The 17,931-nt window shown below is 55.8% G+C and carries 15 protein-coding genes; 4 read left to right on the forward strand and 11 right to left on the reverse strand.

Translation table 11 applies throughout. The features are described 5' to 3' along the window. Positions 1-35: 35 nt before the first annotated feature. Both IBX51_RS03420 and IBX51_RS03425 read right to left on the reverse strand, forming a co-directional pair. On the reverse strand, positions 36-851 hold the full coding sequence (locus tag IBX51_RS03420; protein ID WP_291828708.1) for an SDR family oxidoreductase: 816 nt from the start codon (positions 849-851) through the stop codon (positions 36-38). Positions 852-1,331: 480 nt separating this feature from the next. After that, on the reverse strand, positions 1,332-2,543 hold the full coding sequence (locus IBX51_RS03425) for an acyl-CoA dehydrogenase family protein (RefSeq protein ID WP_291828710.1): 1,212 nt from the start codon (positions 2,541-2,543) through the stop codon (positions 1,332-1,334). A gap of 147 nt (positions 2,544-2,690) precedes the next feature. Between IBX51_RS03425 and IBX51_RS03430 the strand changes: the two genes are divergently transcribed. Continuing rightward, positions 2,691-3,593 carry a LysR family transcriptional regulator gene (locus tag IBX51_RS03430; protein ID WP_291828711.1) on the forward strand — a complete coding sequence of 301 codons (903 nt, stop codon included), beginning with the start codon at positions 2,691-2,693 and terminating at the stop codon, positions 3,591-3,593. Here IBX51_RS03430 and IBX51_RS03435 read toward each other — a convergent pair. After that, a complete protein-coding gene (locus tag IBX51_RS03435; RefSeq protein ID WP_291828713.1) occupies positions 3,587-3,943 on the reverse strand; it encodes a hypothetical protein in 357 nt (118 codons plus the stop codon). The two genes, IBX51_RS03430 and IBX51_RS03435, sit on opposite strands and share 7 nt — an antisense overlap. Positions 3,944-3,968: 25 nt before the next feature. Further along, entirely contained in the window at positions 3,969-4,733 is a 765-nt protein-coding gene (locus tag IBX51_RS03440; protein ID WP_291828715.1) for an EAL domain-containing protein, read from the reverse strand. Positions 4,734-4,928: 195 nt separating this feature from the next. On the opposite strand from IBX51_RS03440, the gene IBX51_RS03445 reads away from it, so the two are divergent. Further along, positions 4,929-6,083, forward strand: a complete 1,155-nt coding sequence (locus IBX51_RS03445) for an isocitrate/isopropylmalate dehydrogenase family protein (protein ID WP_291828717.1) — start codon at positions 4,929-4,931, stop codon at positions 6,081-6,083. Positions 6,084-6,166: 83 nt separating this feature from the next. Here the strand turns inward: IBX51_RS03445 and IBX51_RS03450 are convergent, their stop codons facing one another. From IBX51_RS03450 to IBX51_RS03460, 3 genes are all read right to left on the reverse strand, one after another. Further along, on the reverse strand, positions 6,167-6,739 hold the full coding sequence (locus IBX51_RS03450; protein ID WP_291828719.1) for a DUF1439 domain-containing protein: 573 nt from the start codon (positions 6,737-6,739) through the stop codon (positions 6,167-6,169). Between the two features lie 85 nt (positions 6,740-6,824). Beyond that, positions 6,825-7,016 carry a CPXCG motif-containing cysteine-rich protein gene (locus IBX51_RS03455; RefSeq protein ID WP_291828720.1) on the reverse strand — a complete coding sequence of 64 codons (192 nt, stop codon included), beginning with the start codon at positions 7,014-7,016 and terminating at the stop codon, positions 6,825-6,827. Between the two features lie 7 nt (positions 7,017-7,023). Then, positions 7,024-8,250 (reverse strand): pyridoxal phosphate-dependent aminotransferase, encoded by a 1,227-nt coding sequence (locus IBX51_RS03460; protein ID WP_291828723.1) that lies wholly within the window; start codon positions 8,248-8,250, stop codon positions 7,024-7,026. Between the two features lie 203 nt (positions 8,251-8,453). Between IBX51_RS03460 and IBX51_RS03465 the strand changes: the two genes are divergently transcribed. Continuing rightward, positions 8,454-9,434: a D-2-hydroxyacid dehydrogenase gene (locus tag IBX51_RS03465; RefSeq protein WP_291828725.1), complete on the forward strand. Its 981-nt coding sequence runs from the start codon at positions 8,454-8,456 to the stop codon at positions 9,432-9,434. 184 nt (positions 9,435-9,618) lie between these two features. Here IBX51_RS03465 and IBX51_RS03470 read toward each other — a convergent pair whose 3' ends face one another. The 4 genes from IBX51_RS03470 to IBX51_RS03485 all read right to left on the reverse strand — a co-directional run bounded on the left by IBX51_RS03470 (position 9,619) and on the right by IBX51_RS03485 (position 15,656). Continuing rightward, on the reverse strand, positions 9,619-10,284 hold the full coding sequence (locus IBX51_RS03470) for a response regulator transcription factor (protein ID WP_291828726.1): 666 nt from the start codon (positions 10,282-10,284) through the stop codon (positions 9,619-9,621). A 42-nt stretch (positions 10,285-10,326) separates the two neighbouring features. Further along, positions 10,327-12,276, reverse strand: coding sequence for an acetate--CoA ligase (acs, locus tag IBX51_RS03475; RefSeq protein ID WP_291828728.1), 1,950 nt, complete (start codon positions 12,274-12,276; stop codon positions 10,327-10,329). A 303-nt stretch (positions 12,277-12,579) separates the two neighbouring features. Beyond that, positions 12,580-14,118: a fatty acyl-CoA reductase gene (locus tag IBX51_RS03480; RefSeq protein WP_291828730.1), complete on the reverse strand. Its 1,539-nt coding sequence runs from the start codon at positions 14,116-14,118 to the stop codon at positions 12,580-12,582. 263 nt (positions 14,119-14,381) lie between these two features. Continuing rightward, complete coding sequence (locus tag IBX51_RS03485) at positions 14,382-15,656, reverse strand: AAA family ATPase (RefSeq protein ID WP_291828732.1); 1,275 nt, start codon at positions 15,654-15,656, stop codon at positions 14,382-14,384. Positions 15,657-15,913: 257 nt separating this feature from the next. Here IBX51_RS03485 and IBX51_RS03490 point away from each other — a divergent pair, with 257 nt between their 5' ends. Then, entirely contained in the window at positions 15,914-17,917 is a 2,004-nt protein-coding gene (locus IBX51_RS03490; RefSeq protein WP_291828734.1) for an HDOD domain-containing protein, read from the forward strand. Positions 17,918-17,931 lie beyond the last annotated feature (14 nt).

Raw genomic sequence — 17,931 nt, forward strand, 5'->3', positions numbered from 1 at the left:
TCCTCTCCTGTGATTCTATGAGCCGGCCCGACCAATCAGGCCTTGCCGCCCATCTTACCCATCCAGCGCTTGGATTCCTGGTGCATCAACCAATCAAACGCCCAGGGCGCATGGCGCTTGAGCATCCACATGCGGCGCTCTTTGGCGTGGGGCAGCACCCAGAAGTCCTTATCTTTCACGCTGCGGAAGATATCCTCGGCGACGTCTTCAGCGGTGATGCTTGAGCGCTTCATCAGTTTGTTGACGTTCTGTTGAATGCCGGGGATATCCGAGCGCATGGTACTTGCCAGGTTGGTCTGGAAGAACGCCGGGCACACGCAGCTGACGTGAATACCGGCATCCCGCAGCTCCTGGCTGAGGGTTTCGGAGAGGGCAATCACGCCGGCCTTGGAGACATTGTAGCTGTCCATCAAGGGTGCAAGCATAAGGCCGGCCATGGAGGCGACGTTAACGAAGGTGCCTGAGCCTTGCTGTTTGAATTGCGGTGTGAAGGCCTTGCAACCACGCACTACGCCCAAGACGTTGATATCAAGAATCCATTCCCAGTCACCAATGGTGGTGTCTTCAATAGACCCTGCAGAGGCAACGCCGGCGTTGTTAACCACAACGTCTACCCCACCCCACTTCTTGACCAGATCGTCCCGGACTTTTTCAAAATCTGCCAGGCGGCGAACATCGCATTCAACAAAGTAGCCTTCACCGCCGGCCTTGTTCAATTCCGCCTCAACGGCAACGCCCTGTTCCGGGTTAATATCCCCGATGCAGACTTTGGCGCCTTCTTTGGCGTACCGCAATGCAATCGCCCGGCCCAGACCACTGGCCCCACCGGTTATGAATACTCGCTGTGTCATCGTCTTTCACCGTTCTACGTTGGAATTCGTTTTATGCTTTCGAGTTCTGTCACCCTGGAGTAAGAGCTGCTGCCGGGTAAGGCTTTCCAAAACACGCTCCTTCGGCCCATCCCTGGGGCGCTTGGGCTCCGCCATCCCTGGCTCCGCACAGTTTTGGAAAGCCTTACCCGGCAACAGCTCCCAGCCGGTTCAGTATGCCGTTCGTTACATCCAGAACATTCCGACAATGCCTGAACGCCTAAATGTACGCTCCGAACAAATCCGTTTTCCCTTCTGTTTTCTTGAGCACCCAATCCCTCTCACAAGTTAACAGGGGGACGGCGGGGTGGGGCTTCTGAAAATGTGCGGAGCCAAGGATGGCGGAGCCCAAGCGTCACATGGATGTGCCGAAGGAGCGTTTTTCAGAAGCCCCACCCCGCCGGCCACCCCACATCCGACCAGAGGCCGGGCGAACCCGAGCTCCCAAGCTCGAACCCAGACTCAGGACTTGTACTTCCGGAGCTCCAGCCGAGCCACCATCGCCCTATGCACTTCATCTGGACCATCCGCCAGCCGCAATACCCGAGCGTAACCGAACAATGCCGTCAGCGGGAAATCATCGTCGCTGACCCCGGCACCACCATGAATCTGAATCGCATCATCAACAATCTGCTGCAGCATCGCAGGCACCACCGCTTTGATCATAGAGACCTCCTGCAACGCGCCCATGATGCCCTTGGTATCCAGCGCCCAGGCACACTTCAAGGTCAGCAACCGCGCCTGCTCGATGTTCATACGGGCATTGGCGATCACATCCGGATTGCCACCCAGTTTCGCCAGCGGACGACCGAACGCTTCGCGCGTCAGGGCCCGCTTTATCAACAGCTCCAGGGTGCGCTCTGCCGCACCGATGGCACGCATGCAATGGTGTACACGGCCTGGCCCCAAACGGCCCTGGGCGATTTCAAAACCGCGGCCGGGACCGGCGATGATAGCGCTCTTCGGCAGGCGCACGTTGTCGAACAGTACCTGACCGTGGCCATAGGGCTCATCGTAGGCACCGAATACCGGCATCATGCGCTCGATGGTGATGCCCGGGGTGTCCAGCGGCACCAGCACCATGGAGTGACGGCGATGTTTCTGTGCGTCCGGATCGGTGACACCCATAAAGATGGCAACTTTGCAGTCCGGATGGCCGATGCCGGTACTCCACCATTTGCGACCATTGAGAACCACATCATCGCCCTCAACCGTGGCGGTGGCTTCCATATTGGTGGCATCGGACGAGGCCACGGCCGGCTCGGTCATGCAAAAGGCGGAGCGTACTTCGCCACTCATGATTTTGGGCAGCCACTCGGCTTTTTGCTCTTCAGAGCCATAGTGGATCAGCACTTCCATGTTACCGGTGTCTGGTGCATTGCAGTTGAAGATTTCCGGCGCGATGAAGCTGCGACCGGTTTCTTCGGCAATCAGGGCGTAATCGGAATTGAGCAGGCCACAGCCGTACTTGTCATCCGGGAAGAACATATTCCACAGACCCTGAGCCTTCGCCTTTTCTTTCAGCTCCTTGATGATCGGCAGCACTACCCAGCGGTTCTCCAAAGAGGCCAGCTCTTTGTGATACTGCTCTTCGATGGGAAAGATCTCGTCACGCATGAACTGCTTCACACGTTTGAGATAGTCCTGGCCTTTTTCAGAAATATTGAAATCCATGGTGCAGCTCCTCGCGCTTACCTGCCCCATTGGGGGCGCACTTTCGATCAGATGGCAAACAGTCTAGAAGTCAATGCGCTATTACGCGACTGAATTGTTCTTATCGTTTATCATTATCTGCACTTATTGGGATAACGGATGTTTTTTATGGCACTGAACCGCCTGGACCTGAACCTGCTGCACGTGTTCGACACGATTTACCGAGAGGGTAGCCTGACCCGAGCTGCCAAGGCGCTGCACCTGACCCAGCCGGCCGTGAGCCATTCACTGGCACGACTCCGGGATCACTTTGATGACCCGTTATTTACCCGTCAGGGCAATCAGATGGTACCTACGCCCCTGGCCCGAAGGTTTCTGGAGTCCATGCGGCCCGGGCTGAACCAGGTGCAGAGCGCGGTTAATCAATTTCATGCGTTTGATCCGGCAATCCAGCGCAAGACATACGCACTCGGCCTGCGAGATGTTCTGGAGTCTACGTTTTTGCCGCAGTTAATGAGCAAACTGGCTGCCTACCCTGAGATGGAGATCGTCAGCCAGCGCGTACCCAGGCGGGATATGGAAACGCAATTAGCCGCAGGCAAGCTGGATTTTGCAATTGATGTGCTGTTACCCGTCAGCAACCAGACCAGCCACGAATTGCTGAGGCAGGATCGGTTAGTGATTTTGGCCAGAAAAGGCCACCCTGCCACGCAGAAGGGGCTGGATATGCCGTCTTATCTGGAAGCCAAACATGTGCTGGTGTCGTCGCGCACAGAGGGGCCGGGCATTGAAGACTTCGAGCTTTCCCGCCACGGAGTCCAACGTAGCATTCGGCTACGCTGCCAGCATTATTATGCGGCCTGCCGGGTGGTGGAGAGTTCCGATCTGCTACTGACGATGCCAGAAACCTACGCCCGAATTATTGCTGAGCGTGCAGATATCGAGGTGATGAGCCCGCCGGCACAGATGCCATCCATTGATGTTCACCTGTACTGGCACAAAGCTTACGAGCGGGAGCCCGCGCTCGTGTGGTTTCGAGACCAACTGCGCAGCCTGCCCAGTGATCAATAGGCGCCAACCAACGCCAGAAATCCAAAGAAGCCTGCTGCCGTGATACCCAGAGAGACCACCACAATGCCAAAGCCCCACCAGATAGCAGCCGCGTCTGAAACGGGCATATCATGCCCGCGCAACGTGCGATAAAACGCCCAGGGGCCAAGCACGAAAGACCCCACCACAGCGAACACCAAGCCGACGGCAATACCTGCAAAGGTCCAGGTAGCCAGGACCATCGCCCGATCAGAAATTTGCTCTTTAACGCCGTGGTGCTCCAGAAATTTTTTACAGAAGAACCACACCAGGGCAAACAGGGCGACAACAAACACCAATCCGCCAACGAGCGTTATAATCCGATACAGCACAGAGCCATCCTTTTTCGGTGAGTGATCAGTCCGGGAACACCGGCTCTGGCAGGCATTCAAAACCCGGCTTTGCGAACAAGTAGCCCTGATACAGTGCAATACCCTGTGACCTGAACCAGAAATATTCTTCCCGGGTTTCCACACCTTCAGCCACAATACGGCCGCCCAGCCGACGCATCATGGTGATGATTCCTGAGACCACCGCCTGCTTGTTTGGTTCCTTGTCTATGTCCCGCACCAGCGTCATGTCCAGCTTCAACAGATCCGGCGGGCTGGCCATCATGATGTTGTAGCGCGAGTAGCCGGCACCAAAATCATCAATCGCCGTTTGAAAGCCCATGTTCTGATAGGCAGCAATGATGTCTGTAAGGTGCTCCACCGATGTGAGATCTTCGGCTTCAATCAGCTCGAAGATGATCTTTCTGGTATCAAAATTGTAGGTTTTTGCCGCCGCCAGGGTGGTCCGAATACAATATTCCGCTTTGTACACCGCGTTCGGCATGAAATTGATACTGAGCATGGTCTGCATGTCGAGTTTTGCGGCCAGCTTGACCGCTTTAACCCGGCAGATTTGATCAAAAGAATAACGATTCTGCTCATTAACTCTCGACAAGATGCTCATTGCACCTTCACCGTTAGTGCCGCGTACCAGTGCCTCATAAGCAAACACCGTTTTGTTCTCGGCATCCACAATGGGCTGGAAGGCAAAACTGAACGAAAAGTCCAATCCATTCCCACAGGCACACTGCTCACAATGCGACTCATCAAATAGTACTTCAGGTTTAATCACACGAGCTCCGGTGCATAAAAATTTCAGTTGACGTGAAGCTTAAAAGAATACGTTGTTTTCCACTATAGCTATCAACCGAAGTGGCGTAAAACTTCGTCAATTTATTAAAGCCGCTGTCACTGGCATCTGCCAGTCAGGGAACTACACTGGGAGTTGAATAAAACCCGCACATACCGCACGTTAGGAGGCTCAGGAATGGCCCAGACCACCCGAATTGCAGTAACCCCGGGAGACGGCATTGGCCCGGAAGTTGTCGCAGAAGCTATTCGCTGCCTGGAGACTCTGCGCGCGAAGCATCATCTGGCGCTGGAATGGACCCGGTTCCCCTGGCCCTCGCACGCCTGGCACGAAGACCACGGGGAGTCCTGGCCTACCAATGCACTGGACCAACTGCAGCAGTACGACGCCATCTTGCTGGGCGCCCTGGGCGACCCCGGCCCAATCGATGATGGCAATCGTTACCTTCTCTCTGACAGCGTGTCTCTTGCCCCACTATTGGACATGCGCAAAGGTTTTGATCAATGGGTGTGTGAACGGCCGGCCCGCCTGCTGCCCGGCGCCCGCCAATATCTGAAGGATGATCGGGCCAAAGACATCGACATGCTGGTGATTCGTGAAAACAGCGAGGGCGAATACGTCAGCCAGGGTGGCCGGCTCCGCCAGGGCAAACCGGATGAAGTGGCCACCCAGATGGAAGTGTTCACCCGCAGGGCCACCGAGCGCATCATCCGTTATGGCTTCGAGCAGGCCCGGCAGAGGGCCGGGGAACGGATGCAACAAGGCCGCACCCGAGCCTTCAGAACCTTTGATGGCCGCAGTTGTGAAAGCCAGGTGTGCATCATCACCAAACGCAACGCCCTGCGTTACTGGGGCGACATGTACACCGAAGTATTCGAAGAAGTAAGTCAGGAGTTTCCAGATGTTGCCATCCACCATGAACTGGTGGATGCCGCCTGCATGAAGTTTGTGCAATGCCCCTGGGCGTTCGATGTGGTGGTCGCCAGCAACCTGCAGGGAGATATTCTGACCGATCTCGCCGCGGTCTTGTCGGGCGGCATGGGCGTCGCGCCGTCCTGCAACCTGAACCCGACCGATCCGGACATGCCGTCCATGTTTGAGCCCACCCACGGCAGCGCCCCGGACATTGCCGGCCAAGGCATTGCAGACCCAACCGCCATGCTGTTCACCACGGCTCGCATGCTGGACTGGCTGGGCCGTAAAGATCCGGTGCTGGCCGAAGCCGGCAAAGAACTGTTCAACGCAGTCGCCGCAGACCTGGCCGAGAACGGCGGCGAACAACGGGCCACCCGGCAGATCGGCGATGCCATTTGTGAGCGCCTGCAGGCATAGCGCCACACCTGAAATGCACAAGGCCAGATGGGATGCCTCATCTGGCCTTGTGCATCGCGTCTGTGATCACTCTTGCCTGGCGCTTAGTTGTCCGCCATCACAAATTCCAGCCGTCCCGGCGCGACCCGGATATCCATGGGTACCAACCCAAACATGCGCTGGGCCAGGTCGTTTTCGTCCAACCGGTAGACCGGCATGGTCTCGAGCATTTGCGCCACAACCCGCATGACGCTGTCGGTCACCGGAGCCAGGTCACCTTTGAAGAACGCTGAGTCAATAGAACTCTCCAATAACTGAAGCCGACGAATATACACTGCCCGTTCCTGGCTGTCGTAAACCGGGGCACCTTCCACCTTCAGCGCAAGATCCACCGGCAGCTTGGCCATCAATGCATTCAGAGCCACCTGACCTCTCAGATCAATAACGGCCACATCTCGGCCGTCGGGGCCGAGCTTGATCCTGGCATCACTCAGACTAAGGCTCAACGGAGACCCGCTTTGCAACTGCTGCCGGTCATAATCGGCGACTGCACGCTTTAAATGTCGCTCAATCTCGCCCTCAGAAATCGAGTAGGGCGAAAGGCTCGCGCAGCCACTCGCCAGCACCGCCAGAATCAACACCGGGAGCCAGGCCCGGGGCAGCTTGAATATCGTCATTCTTTCTTCCTCTGAAAACCGGGCTTTATCCTGCGGCAGTCTGATTGAACGCGCAATACCCGGGCATTACGTCTTGATTAAAAAATCAATCGTTCTCCGCCCTGGCTTCCACCGTTGGCATCAACTGCTCATCAAAATGCACCGTCAGTACTATCGGTTGGCAACACACCTGGCAATCCTCTACGTACTCCTGATCAGGTACTGATGGGTCGACGCTGACTTCCAGCGTCTCCCAACAGTATGGGCATTGAATCGACACATAATCGAGAGCAGACATGGGTGCCTCAGAACTGTTGTTTGGCCATCCAGGGGATGATCCGGTCGAAAGCCTCTTCCATTCGCTCGCAGGTTGTTGAGAAGCTGAACCGCAAGGCGTTGGTGCAGTTTTCACCAAACGCATCACCCGGCACAACGCACACTCCGGTTTCTTTGAGCATTCTGAGCGCCAGATCCGACCCATCTACATGGTGCGGCAAATCCGGGAACGCAAAAAAGGCACCGCCAGGCTTATACCCCGTCAAATGAGGCGTCTGATCAATCAACTCAACAATCTTATCCCGGCGTTCGCGATAAATACCCACCATATCCCTTACGCACTGCTGGTCTGCCGTCAGCGCCGCAACCCCGGCAAACTGGGACGGCGTATTGGCAACCGAGGTGGTGAACATGTGATACCGGCGCAAGGATTTGATTGCCGCTTGACTGGCAATCACCCAGCCAACCCTTAACCCGGCCATGCTGTAGGTTTTGGAAAAGCTGCTGATGCACATGATGTTGTCCAGATCTGGCGAACAACTCAGAACACTGGCGAACTCATCGTCGTCAAAAATGAAGTGGTCGTATACCTCATCCGCATACACCTGAATACCCCGGTATGCGCACTCTTCCAGAATGGTTTCAACCGTGCTGCGCGGGTAGACCGCCCCGGTGGGGTTGTTCGGGTTGTTGAGGATCAGAGCAAAAGTTCGTGGCCCCATGGCTCGAATCACATCGTCTGGGTCCAGCTGATGATTGTTCTCAGCCAGGGTTGGCACATACTTCACCTCACCACCGTTCATCCGGATCAAGGGTGCGTATAGCAGAAACGAAGGGTCGGTCACGATAAACTGGCGACCGGGAGCCGAGGTAGCTGAGATAGCCAGATACATCGCCTCAGTGGCACCACTGGTGACCAGAATGTTGTCTCGGGTCAGCTTGCGATTGTAGCGTTTGCCGTAGTAATCCCGCAGAGCCACCAACAGCTCTGGCAAACCGGCATCCATGGTGTAACCGGTCTGGCCTGCGTTCAGCGCATCCACATACGCATCAATAATATGTTTTGGCGTCGGCAAATCCGGTTGTCCAATCGAAAGATGAATGACATCTTTCATGGTGGACGCCATGTTTACCAAGCGACGAATCCCCGACACAGGAACGGCCTGCATGGCCGGGTTCCAGCTTGCCTTTGTTTTCCGGTACTTCACGCTACGCGGTTTGGTCTCGCCGGTATCCTTGTTCGCGGACTCTGGCATACACACCTCCTGACGACGGGCTAAAAATTATCTACCCCTGCAGGTTAGTCAGTAAAAATCAGCGGTACAAGCATGCTGGGACTAAAGCATAGCCAAACCCGCTCAATGACCGATTGTGCCAGGCCAGGTTGACCACTGCCAACTCGGCTACCAGACTAGGGTATTGCACTGACACGAACCCTTGTTACCCCTGCGGAGGTCAAATGACAGAGTCCAACAAGCCGGTTGTCACCGTTCTAACCGCTCCCGGTGAAGCAGCTCCCCCAGGCATTGAAGCCGTTCAGGCACGGGCGCAAGTTCGTTTCGCCTGCGACGAGCAAACACTGCGGGATACGCTGCCAGGTACCGATGTAATGATGGTAACGGACTTCCGAACTGAAGCCCTGGAGGCGGCCTGGCCCGCCGCCGATAAGTTGCAGTGGATACATGCCACCAGCGCCGGCGTGGATGCGCTAATGTTCCCCGCCCTGATCAAGGGCAATGTGGTTGTCACCAACGCCCGCGGGATTTTTGACCGGACCATTGCCGAATACGTGCTGTGTTCGATCCTGATGTTCGCCAAGGACTTTCCGCAATCCATCCGACTGCAGCTGAAGCGTGAGTGGAAGCACCGGGATACCGAGCGAGCTCAAGGCAAACAGGTGCTTGTGGTAGGGGCCGGCTCCATCGGGCGGCAGATTGGCCAGCTGGTGAAAGCCATTGGCATGCAGCCCCACGGTATTGCGCGCACACCAAGGCGCGATGACCCGGATTTTGTTGCGGTGCATGGCCATGAGCAGATCTATGATCAGCTGTCTCATGCCGACTATGTGGTGATTGCGGCACCGTTGACCCCGCAAACTGAGGGGCTGTTTGACAGCAAGGCGTTTGCTGCCATGAAGAAGTCGGCCCGTTTGATCAACATTGGTCGAGGCCCCATTGTAAAGACCGACGATCTGATCAAGGCGCTGGAAGACGGCGAGATCGCCGGCGCGGCTCTGGATGTTTTCGAAGAGGAGCCTTTACCGGAGGATCATCCGCTGTGGCAGCGCGACGATGTGATCATGACGGCGCACATGGCTGGCGATTTCATCGGTTGGAAGCGGGCGTTGACGGACCAGTTCCTGGAGAACTTTGACCGCTGGCATAAGGGTGGCGAGCTGTTTAACCTTGTTAACAAGGAGCTTGGTTACGCCGGCAGCTAGAGTTCCGAACGTTCACGCTCTGGCACCGAGATTTTCTGGTGCCTTGAGTCGGGTACGGACCGGCTAACCGGTAGGGCTGTATTCACAGCGTGTTTCAGGAGTCCGTCTCGACACCCACCTTGCACCCAAACAAAAACGGGAGCCCAAAGGCTCCCGTTTTTGATACAACCTGCAAAGCAAACCATCAGCCCCCGGACAACGACTGCTCCGAAGGATCAAGTTCCATCTGCTGAATGGCAATCACCGCCTGCGTCCGATTGCGAACGCCAAGCTTGCGGAACACCGCTGTGATGTGGGCCTTGATGGTTGCCTCCGACACATCCAGATCGTAAGCGATCTGCTTGTTCAGAAGACCCTCGGCCAACATACCCAGCACCCGGAACTGCTGCGGCGTCAGCGACGCCAGGCGCTCCGAGAAGTCCGTAGGCTCGGACTGCATCCGCTCGATTTTGTCTGCGACACCCGCAGGCAGCCACACATCGCCTTCCAAAACCGCCTGGATACCTTCGGTAATGGTCGGCAGGGGTGCGCTCTTGGGAATGAAGCCAGACGCACCGTAATCAATCGACCTGCGCATAACCTGCAAATCTTCAGAACCTGACACCACCACCACCGGCAAGCCCGGGTACTGGCCACGCATAAACACCAGCCCGGAGTAGCCGTGGGCACCCGGCATGTTCAGATCCAGCAGGATCAGATCAGCGTCCGGGTTTGCCTCTACCGCCGCCTGCAGGGCCTTGATGCTGTCAACTTCAACCGTCTTGGCATCCGGCACCGCCTGAGTGACCGCCTGTTTCAATGCTGCCCGAAACAGCGGGTGATCATCAGCGACGATAATTGTTTGTGTCATTCAACAGATTCCTCACAAGTTAGGAACTGTCGACGGCCGCCGTTACTTGAACTCGCGACTGTCGATCAGGTCATCCACTACGCCCGGATCAGCTAGCGTGGAAGTGTCTCCAAGCTGATCGTGCTCGTTAGCGGCAATCTTACGCAAAATCCGGCGCATAATCTTGCCTGAACGCGTTTTTGGCAATCCAGGCGCCCATTGAATCACATCCGGCGAGGCAATCGGACCAATTTCTTTGCGTACCCACTGCACCAACTCTTTCTTCAGCTCGTCGCTGGGCTCCTCGCCCTGCACGAGGGTTACGTAGACGTAGATACCCTGGCCTTTAATCTCGTGCGGGTAACCAACCACGGCGGCTTCTGCCACCTTATCATGCGCCACCAGGGCACTTTCCACCTCAGCGGTACCCAGACGGTGACCAGACACGTTCAGAACGTCGTCTACGCGGCCGGTGATCCAGTAATAGCCATCTTCATCCCGGCGAGCACCGTCACCGGTAAAATACATGCCTTTGTAGGTGCTGAAGTAGGTCTGGATAAAACGCTCGTGGTCACCGTAAATGGTGCGCATCTGGCCCGGCCAGCTGTCCAGGATCACCAGGTTACCTTCGGCTTTGCCTTCCAGGACATTACCTTCGTTGTCGACCAGCGCCGGCTGTACCCCAAAGAACGGCAGAGTTGCAGAACCCGGCTTCAGGTCGACCGCGCCCGGTAGCGGAGAAATCAGAATGCCGCCGGTTTCAGTCTGCCACCAGGTATCCACGATCGGACATTGGCTGTTGCCAATGACGCGGTGATACCACTCCCAGGCTTCCGGGTTGATCGGCTCGCCCACGGAGCCCAGAATCCTGAGGCTCTTGCGGTTGGTGCCGTCCATGCAGGACTCACCCTGGGCCATCAGGGCACGGATTGCCGTTGGCGCGGTATACAGGATGTTGACCTTGTGCTTGTCAACCACCTGGCCCATGCGGGAGCTGTCCGGGTAGTTGGGCACGCCCTCGAACAGCAGGGTGATGGCACCGTTGGCCAGCGGGCCATACAGGATGTAGCTGTGGCCGGTCACCCAACCGAAGTCGGCGGTACACCAGTACACATCACCGTCGTGATAATCAAACACGTACTGATGGGTCATGGAGGCGTACACCATGTACCCGCCCGTGGTGTGCAGAACACCCTTAGGAGCACCGGTAGAACCGGAGGTGTAAAGCATGAACAGCGGGTCTTCCGCGTTCATCGGCTCGGGCGCGCACTCGGCGGAGGCATCTTTCATCAGGTCTCGGTAACTGACGTCGCGACCTTCAGTCCAGGGCACGTCTTTGTTGCCGGTGTGAGCAACCACGATGACCTTCTCAACCTTGGCTTCGTTCTCGTGTTTGAGCGCGTGATCCACGTTCTTCTTCAGCGGAATCGCACGACCACCGCGCAGACCTTCGTCGGCGGTAATGATAAACCGGGATTTACCGTTTACTACACGGGCAGCCAGCGCTTCCGGAGAGAAGCCACCAAAAACGACGGAGTGGATGGCACCAATGCGGGCACACGCCAGCATGGCAACGGCTGTCTCTACAATCATCGGCATGTAGATGGTAACCACATCGCCTTTCTTGACGCCCTGAGCTTTGAGGACGTTAGCAAACTTACAAGTCTGCTCATAAAGCTCTCGGTATGTGACGTTGCGGGAAACAGAGGGGTCGTCGCCTTCAAAGATGATCGCCGTCTGGTCGCCCCGGGTTTCAAGGTGACGGTCCAGGCAGTTGGCAGAGGCGTTCAGCTCGCCATCTTCAAACCATTTAATGGATAGATTGTTGTAGTCGTACGTGGAGTTTTTTACCTTGCTGTATGGCTTGATCCAGTCCAGGCGCTTGCCATGCTCACCCCAGAATGTGTCTGGGTCATCGACAGATTGACGATACATTTCTTCGTACTGCGCGCGAGTAACCAGTGCGCCTTCGGCGATTTCCGGACTCACCGGATATACCTGTTTATCAGTCATTGTGCTCCCCCTTAATTAGAGTCTGTTGTCATTGTCGGTTTTTTAAATGCAGGGTGGTCGGACCTTGGTGGCCCTTAAGACAGATGCACGTAGTTCACCATGTGTGCCACCGCACAATGAATTAGACTAACGTACTAATGTACCGCCAATTTCGGGCTAACCTGCGCAAAACTGCAGTGATCAATGCGGAGTAAAGCTGCTTTAGACGCGGCTTTAACAAGAATAGTGGCTCATAGCGGAATGGCAAAAAAACAAAGAGGTAAAAGCTGGCCCGGAGCAAACCGGGCCGGTAAAAAGTGCGGGTCAGGCCGCTTTTTGGCGAGATTTCGATGCTCGAAGACTGTAAACCTTGCGCTCTTTGAGCGCATAACGGTTCAGTCCCGCCAAGTGAATCTTACGGAGGTAGAGCTCCCAGTCGATCTCCCGGGCATCAACCGGGAACAGCACCTTATCAACCCCTCCCATCCGGGCAGACAGCGCCTGCAACTCATCATTATGGAAGGTGTAATCCGGGGCGGTATAAAAGCCAAAAATAGTCGCCAGCGATTGCGTTGTATCCAGGTTGCGAAGCATTTTGAGGTCGCGGGTGTTACCCAGTAATTTCAGCACCTTGTCTGCGAGACTCAAAGGCAAACGGGCACTGCTGACCACCAGATCAAACAAGGACCGATTGACCGCCACAAAGGGTTTACCAGGCTTTCGATAAAACAGGTGGTCGTATGCCGCGTAGTTGGTTTTGGCTTCGGTCATCAAGTGATCAATAAACTGCCCCAAAGACACCGGGTTCGAGCTACCGCTGCAGCATTGATAGATTCTTCTGCGCCCTGGCTCCCCGATTGCCTCGGCCAACGAGAGAATGATCGCATTAGCCACCAGATCCACGGGGATCACATCAATAATGCCGGACCGCTTGCCCGGAAACAGAGTCACTTTTTCCCGGGCGTAAGCCAGGATGATGGCGTCAGCCACCTTAACCCCTTCAATCCAGCCCGGGGCAGGCTCTTCCAGGGCACTTTCAATGATTGAGGGGCGAACGATGGTTAGGCTGCGGCCATTCAACGCCTTCATCAGCAACTGTTCGCCCAACCACTTGGTGAAGGTATAGGTATCACTCCAGCCGTACCGGTTAGCTTCACAAATTCCCAGATCAACCAGCTTCTTTTCAAGCGTTTTACCGGAATATCGGGCACGCACGTCGGCAATCTTGTCTTGCAGCAGGCGCACCAACTCGTCGATTTCGTAATAGCCATCGCTGGAACGCGGGATCGACGCACCTGCGGGTTTGATCACCGATTCGGTGACCTGGCCGGAATTGATGCCGTTAACGTAGCAAGTAGACACTTGTAACACCGCCAGCTGCGGGTTCTGGCGGGCCAGCACCGCGATGTTTTCCAAACACAGCGTGTTGATGGTCAGAGCCTTGTCGAGCTCCTCCCGAAAATTGACACTGGCAGCCGAGTTAATCACCGCATCCAGCTCACCCGCCAGTTTGCCGCAGGCCTCTTCGTCCAGGCCAAAACGTGGCTCTGTCACCTCACCGGTAATGCAGTGAATCCGGTCCTCAATAAACGCTTCAAATCGCTCCAGATCGTCTTCTCTCAAACGATCAAAAACCGAGGACGTTGCGATTTCATGAAGAAAACGACCGCGAGCATCGGGGTGTCGCTTATTACCCCGGATCAGCAGATAGATGCCCCCGATGTCGGGCACAGTTCTGATCAGCTTTTCCAATACCACCTTACCCAAAAATCCGGTGGTGCCGGTAATCAATACCCGCTTGCCCCGAAGCTGCCCAAGAACCTTCGATGAGGATTTGCTCTGATGTATCTGCTGCATTGCCATGGTAGAACTCCATCTCTGTTTTCTTTGCTGCCGGCACACAAGGCCAGCAAAAAATGTTGCGGGCGGGGCCTGTTCGTTTATCCCGTTAACTGAGAGTCCGTGACGAAACCGCCTTCCAAGCCACTTGCATAATGCACGCCACGAGCTCTGATCGTGATTAATTTTTGCACAGGAGTCATGACAGGGCGGTGACAAACTGCAAAATGACGCCCCAAAGATCGCAGATAAAATAACGGATCAGGAGACAGGTTTCCGGCGAGTCATCAAGACCTGCTGCGGTCAGCGCTTGCCAGGGTAAGCAGCAGGTCATTCAGCGACACATTCGCTGGTTTTTCCCGCAATGCGCGGAGCAGCTGGTCTTGCTCGCCAAAGCTGACCCGATCGTAGAGCGGTTCTTTTACCGGCTCGAAACGGGCAACGGAAGGCGCTTCCGCTACCGTACCCGGGGCCAAATCACGTGCCAATTGTCCAAGGTGACGAGCCAGCTTTTTGCGGTCGTCTTCAGCCAGCTCGCCCCAGGCCATAGAGGCCAGGCCGGTCTGTACTATCTCAACCGTATCGGCATCAGGCTTGCGCCCCAACAGGGCAAACAAACGGGTGAATGCTTCATACCGGAGCATCACATCATCCGGCGACGCCTCTAATACACCCGCAAGCCGCTCAACCAAATCCAGGCACTGCTGTTTGGGTGAGTCACCCTCGACCGCGGATGGCACACCCGCTTTAACGGGTTGTCGGCGCGCAGCCTGGTGCCAGTAGGCTGCGATGCCGGCTTTTCTTCGAGGTAGCCCGGCCAGGTGGACATGAAGCATTTCTGCCAGGGAATGAAATTGCCGACACGAGGGATCGGATGCGGGCAACAAAGTTACCGGGCTTTGATTAAGCACGGACTGTCGAAGCGTCTCGTCCCGCCAGAGCGCGCCCAGGTAATGCAATGACCATTGCAGATGACGCTGACAGGCACCGTTAAGACGCTGAAACACAGATCGGGCCTGGCTGGCACCCTGTGCCATGTTGACGATAACCGATGGGGTTCGGCGATAACCCCGGCGCTTCATCACCTTGATGAGCGAAAACGCATCAGTCAGTGACGCCGGGTCCGGAGACACTACCAGGCACGCCAGTTCGGCTGCCGCAATCATATGCAAGCCTACAGCCTGAAGCCCGGCCGCAGTATCGACAATGACATAATCGTAGCGATGCTCCAGTTCATGCAGAGCTCGAAGCAGGACCAGCCCGTCACCGTCGGACATATCCATACACTCCTGCACCCCAGAGGCACCAGGTACGATGTGCAGCCCGGAATAGCTGTGTAGAATGGTATCATCCATGGTGCACCGGCGGGCGACCACATCCGCAAGCGTGCGTTTGGGGTATAACCCCACTAAAAGGCTGACGTTAGCCAGATCCGTGTCGGCATCCAACAACAACACCCGTGAGCCGCTTTTGGCCAGCACGAGTGCAAGATTCAGCGCAACAGTGGTTTTTCCTACTCCACCTTTGCCGCCGGTTACGGCGATAGTCCTTGGTTGGCGCAACTTTTGCGTTCCCTCGTGGCGTGCTCTTGAAAACAGACTAAACTTCAGACTTGTCACTATAAGCGACATTTAGAGGAGTAAAAAGAGCATATGCGCCAAGGGCTGGATAATGAATTGCTTAAAAAACCAGCAATAAATGTTTAATAGTGACAAGTTATTGTCTAAGCTCTCGAACTTAAAAGAAGAATGAACACACTGTCATAAAGAACATGTACAGAACAGGGAACTTTACACCGCAACACGATCAGCAGGGTGTAATGGATTCAGGGCGAGCCATGAAGAACGCGACGGATTTTGCAACGGACCTTCAATTACCCAGCCTTCCGGAAGTCATTCTGCGGGCCCTGGAGGCATGCCATGCTGGCGACAGCTACCGCGCCATCAGCCAGATCGTAGCAACGGATACTGCCCTGATAACCCGACTACTGGCACTCTCCAATTCAGCGTTGTACCGGAGCAGCCCGCCGATTCGTTCGGTTGAGCAGGCGCTCCTGCGTTTAGGCACGCACCGTTTCCAGACCCTGCTTTTGACTTCCGCACTGCGCCAACTTCTGTTCGAGTTGGGCGGTGATGAGTGGCAACAGCTGAGAGACTTCTGGAGACACTCGCTGACAGCCGCCCTCACCGCTAAAGCGCTTGCCACACTGACTCGCTATCCGAATCCGGAAGAGGCCTTTCTGCTCGGCATGGTCCACAACATTGGCGAATTGATGGCCATTAAAACAACCTCGCCGGAACGTAAAGAGCAGATTCTCAATCATCAGAACGAGATCGCGGCCGAGCTGGTTACCCATTGGGGCCTCGGAGCCATGGCTGCCGACGCTATGCGCTATCAGCAAGCTCCACCCGCACAACTGCGCGATGCCAGTCACTTGGTCAAATTGATCAGTCTCGCAACCCGGCTCGCGCTGTCAGATCTGGCCGGCATCGCGGCAGCGGGCACCATATTCGGTCTTCAAGAAGACCTGACCCGAGAGATTGCCAACAAAATCAACGAAGAGGTTGACAACATGGCGGCAGCTTTCGGCATCCCTTTGGACATCCTTTACGGGCCCGAGACAGCATCGCGGCAACTCAAAGATACGGTCATCCATCAGGTGATGACCACTACATCGCTGGAGTTCAACACGACTGAATCCGTCAAGCCGGAAGAACTGATTGCCAGCACCGTGGACAGCCTGTCATTGCTGACAGGTCTACCCACCTTATGCTTTGCGCCAGACGGAGATGAGCTGGCGCTGTTATCCGGCACCTGCTCCGACCGGCCTGATCTTCGCCTGGCCCCAAAGGCTGGCAACAGCGCACTGAGCGAAGCCTTTAACACCCTCGCACCGGTGCGCCTGGGCGAGCGACTTCCCAGCGTGCTGGATAAGCAACTCCTGACCATCCTGAGAACGCCCTCCTTTATCGCCGTTCCGGTTGTTGTACATGAAAGCACCAGTGCCCTCGCCGTCTTTGTGGTCGGCCTGAACACCGATGCAGCTGAAGGCATGATCACCCTGGCGCAACTCTTTACCCGCCAGCTCACCTTGCTGACGGCGGATCACCGGTCCGACCAAGCTGGCGTGGATACGCAGATCATGACTGACCGGTTAAGACGCCAGGTTCACGAGATCAGTAATCCACTGACCATCGTCAAACAGTACATTTTTCAGCTTCGCAATCGGCTTGAAGACATTGAGATTCAAGGTGATCTGGAGATCATTCAGGAAGAGCTGGATCGCGCCGGTTACCTTTTGCTTCAGATCAGCAATAGTAGTGGCACTAAACCAGACAGCAACGAAACCGATCTTAATGCAGAACTGGAAAGCCTGGCACGAATCCTCGAGGACAGCCTGTTCAGCCAGCCAAACCGGAGACTCAACGTCCAGCTTAGCACCGCAAGCACCCGGGTGCAGGGCACGGTGTCTGGTGTCCGTCAGGTCATCATTAATCTGATCCGTAATGCCGCCGAAAGCTTCGGGCATGAGCCGGGCAACATTACCCTGCGCACCGCTGCCCCCATCTATCAAAACCAGCGTAGCTGGGTTGAATTGCAGATTGCAGACAACGGCCCAGGCATTCCTGATACCGTCCGCCGCCACTTGTTTGCACCGGTAGCCAGCTCAAAAGGACAAGGCCACAGCGGACTGGGCCTGAGTATAGTAAAACAACTGATTGATGACATGGAGGGCATCGTTGCTTGTCAAACGGGGCAGGAAGGCACCACCTTCCGGATTTTGTTCCCAGCGGCAAGCACTCACGAGAACGACATCGACTGACGAAACCACGGAAC

It is taken from the genome of Marinobacter sp. (assembly GCF_014859525.1).
Taxonomy (GTDB): Bacteria; Pseudomonadota; Gammaproteobacteria; order Pseudomonadales; family Oleiphilaceae; genus Marinobacter.

Coding starts and splice junctions, on each gene's coding strand:
- IBX51_RS03420 (WP_291828708.1), bottom strand. CDS start 851: ATGACACAGCGAGTATTCATAACCGGTGGGGCCAGTGGTCTGGGCCGG.
- IBX51_RS03425 (WP_291828710.1), bottom strand. CDS start 2,543: ATGGATTTCAATATTTCTGAAAAAGGCCAGGACTATCTCAAACGTGTG.
- IBX51_RS03430 (WP_291828711.1), top strand. CDS start 2,691: ATGGCACTGAACCGCCTGGACCTGAACCTGCTGCACGTGTTCGACACG.
- IBX51_RS03445 (WP_291828717.1), top strand. CDS start 4,929: ATGGCCCAGACCACCCGAATTGCAGTAACCCCGGGAGACGGCATTGGC.
- IBX51_RS03450 (WP_291828719.1), bottom strand. CDS start 6,739: ATGACGATATTCAAGCTGCCCCGGGCCTGGCTCCCGGTGTTGATTCTG.
- IBX51_RS03455 (WP_291828720.1), bottom strand. CDS start 7,016: ATGTCTGCTCTCGATTATGTGTCGATTCAATGCCCATACTGTTGGGAG.
- IBX51_RS03460 (WP_291828723.1), bottom strand. CDS start 8,250: ATGCCAGAGTCCGCGAACAAGGATACCGGCGAGACCAAACCGCGTAGC.
- IBX51_RS03465 (WP_291828725.1), top strand. CDS start 8,454: ATGACAGAGTCCAACAAGCCGGTTGTCACCGTTCTAACCGCTCCCGGT.
- IBX51_RS03470 (WP_291828726.1), bottom strand. CDS start 10,284: ATGACACAAACAATTATCGTCGCTGATGATCACCCGCTGTTTCGGGCA.
- acs (WP_291828728.1), bottom strand. CDS start 12,276: ATGACTGATAAACAGGTATATCCGGTGAGTCCGGAAATCGCCGAAGGC.
- IBX51_RS03480 (WP_291828730.1), bottom strand. CDS start 14,118: ATGGCAATGCAGCAGATACATCAGAGCAAATCCTCATCGAAGGTTCTT.
- IBX51_RS03490 (WP_291828734.1), top strand. CDS start 15,914: ATGGATTCAGGGCGAGCCATGAAGAACGCGACGGATTTTGCAACGGAC.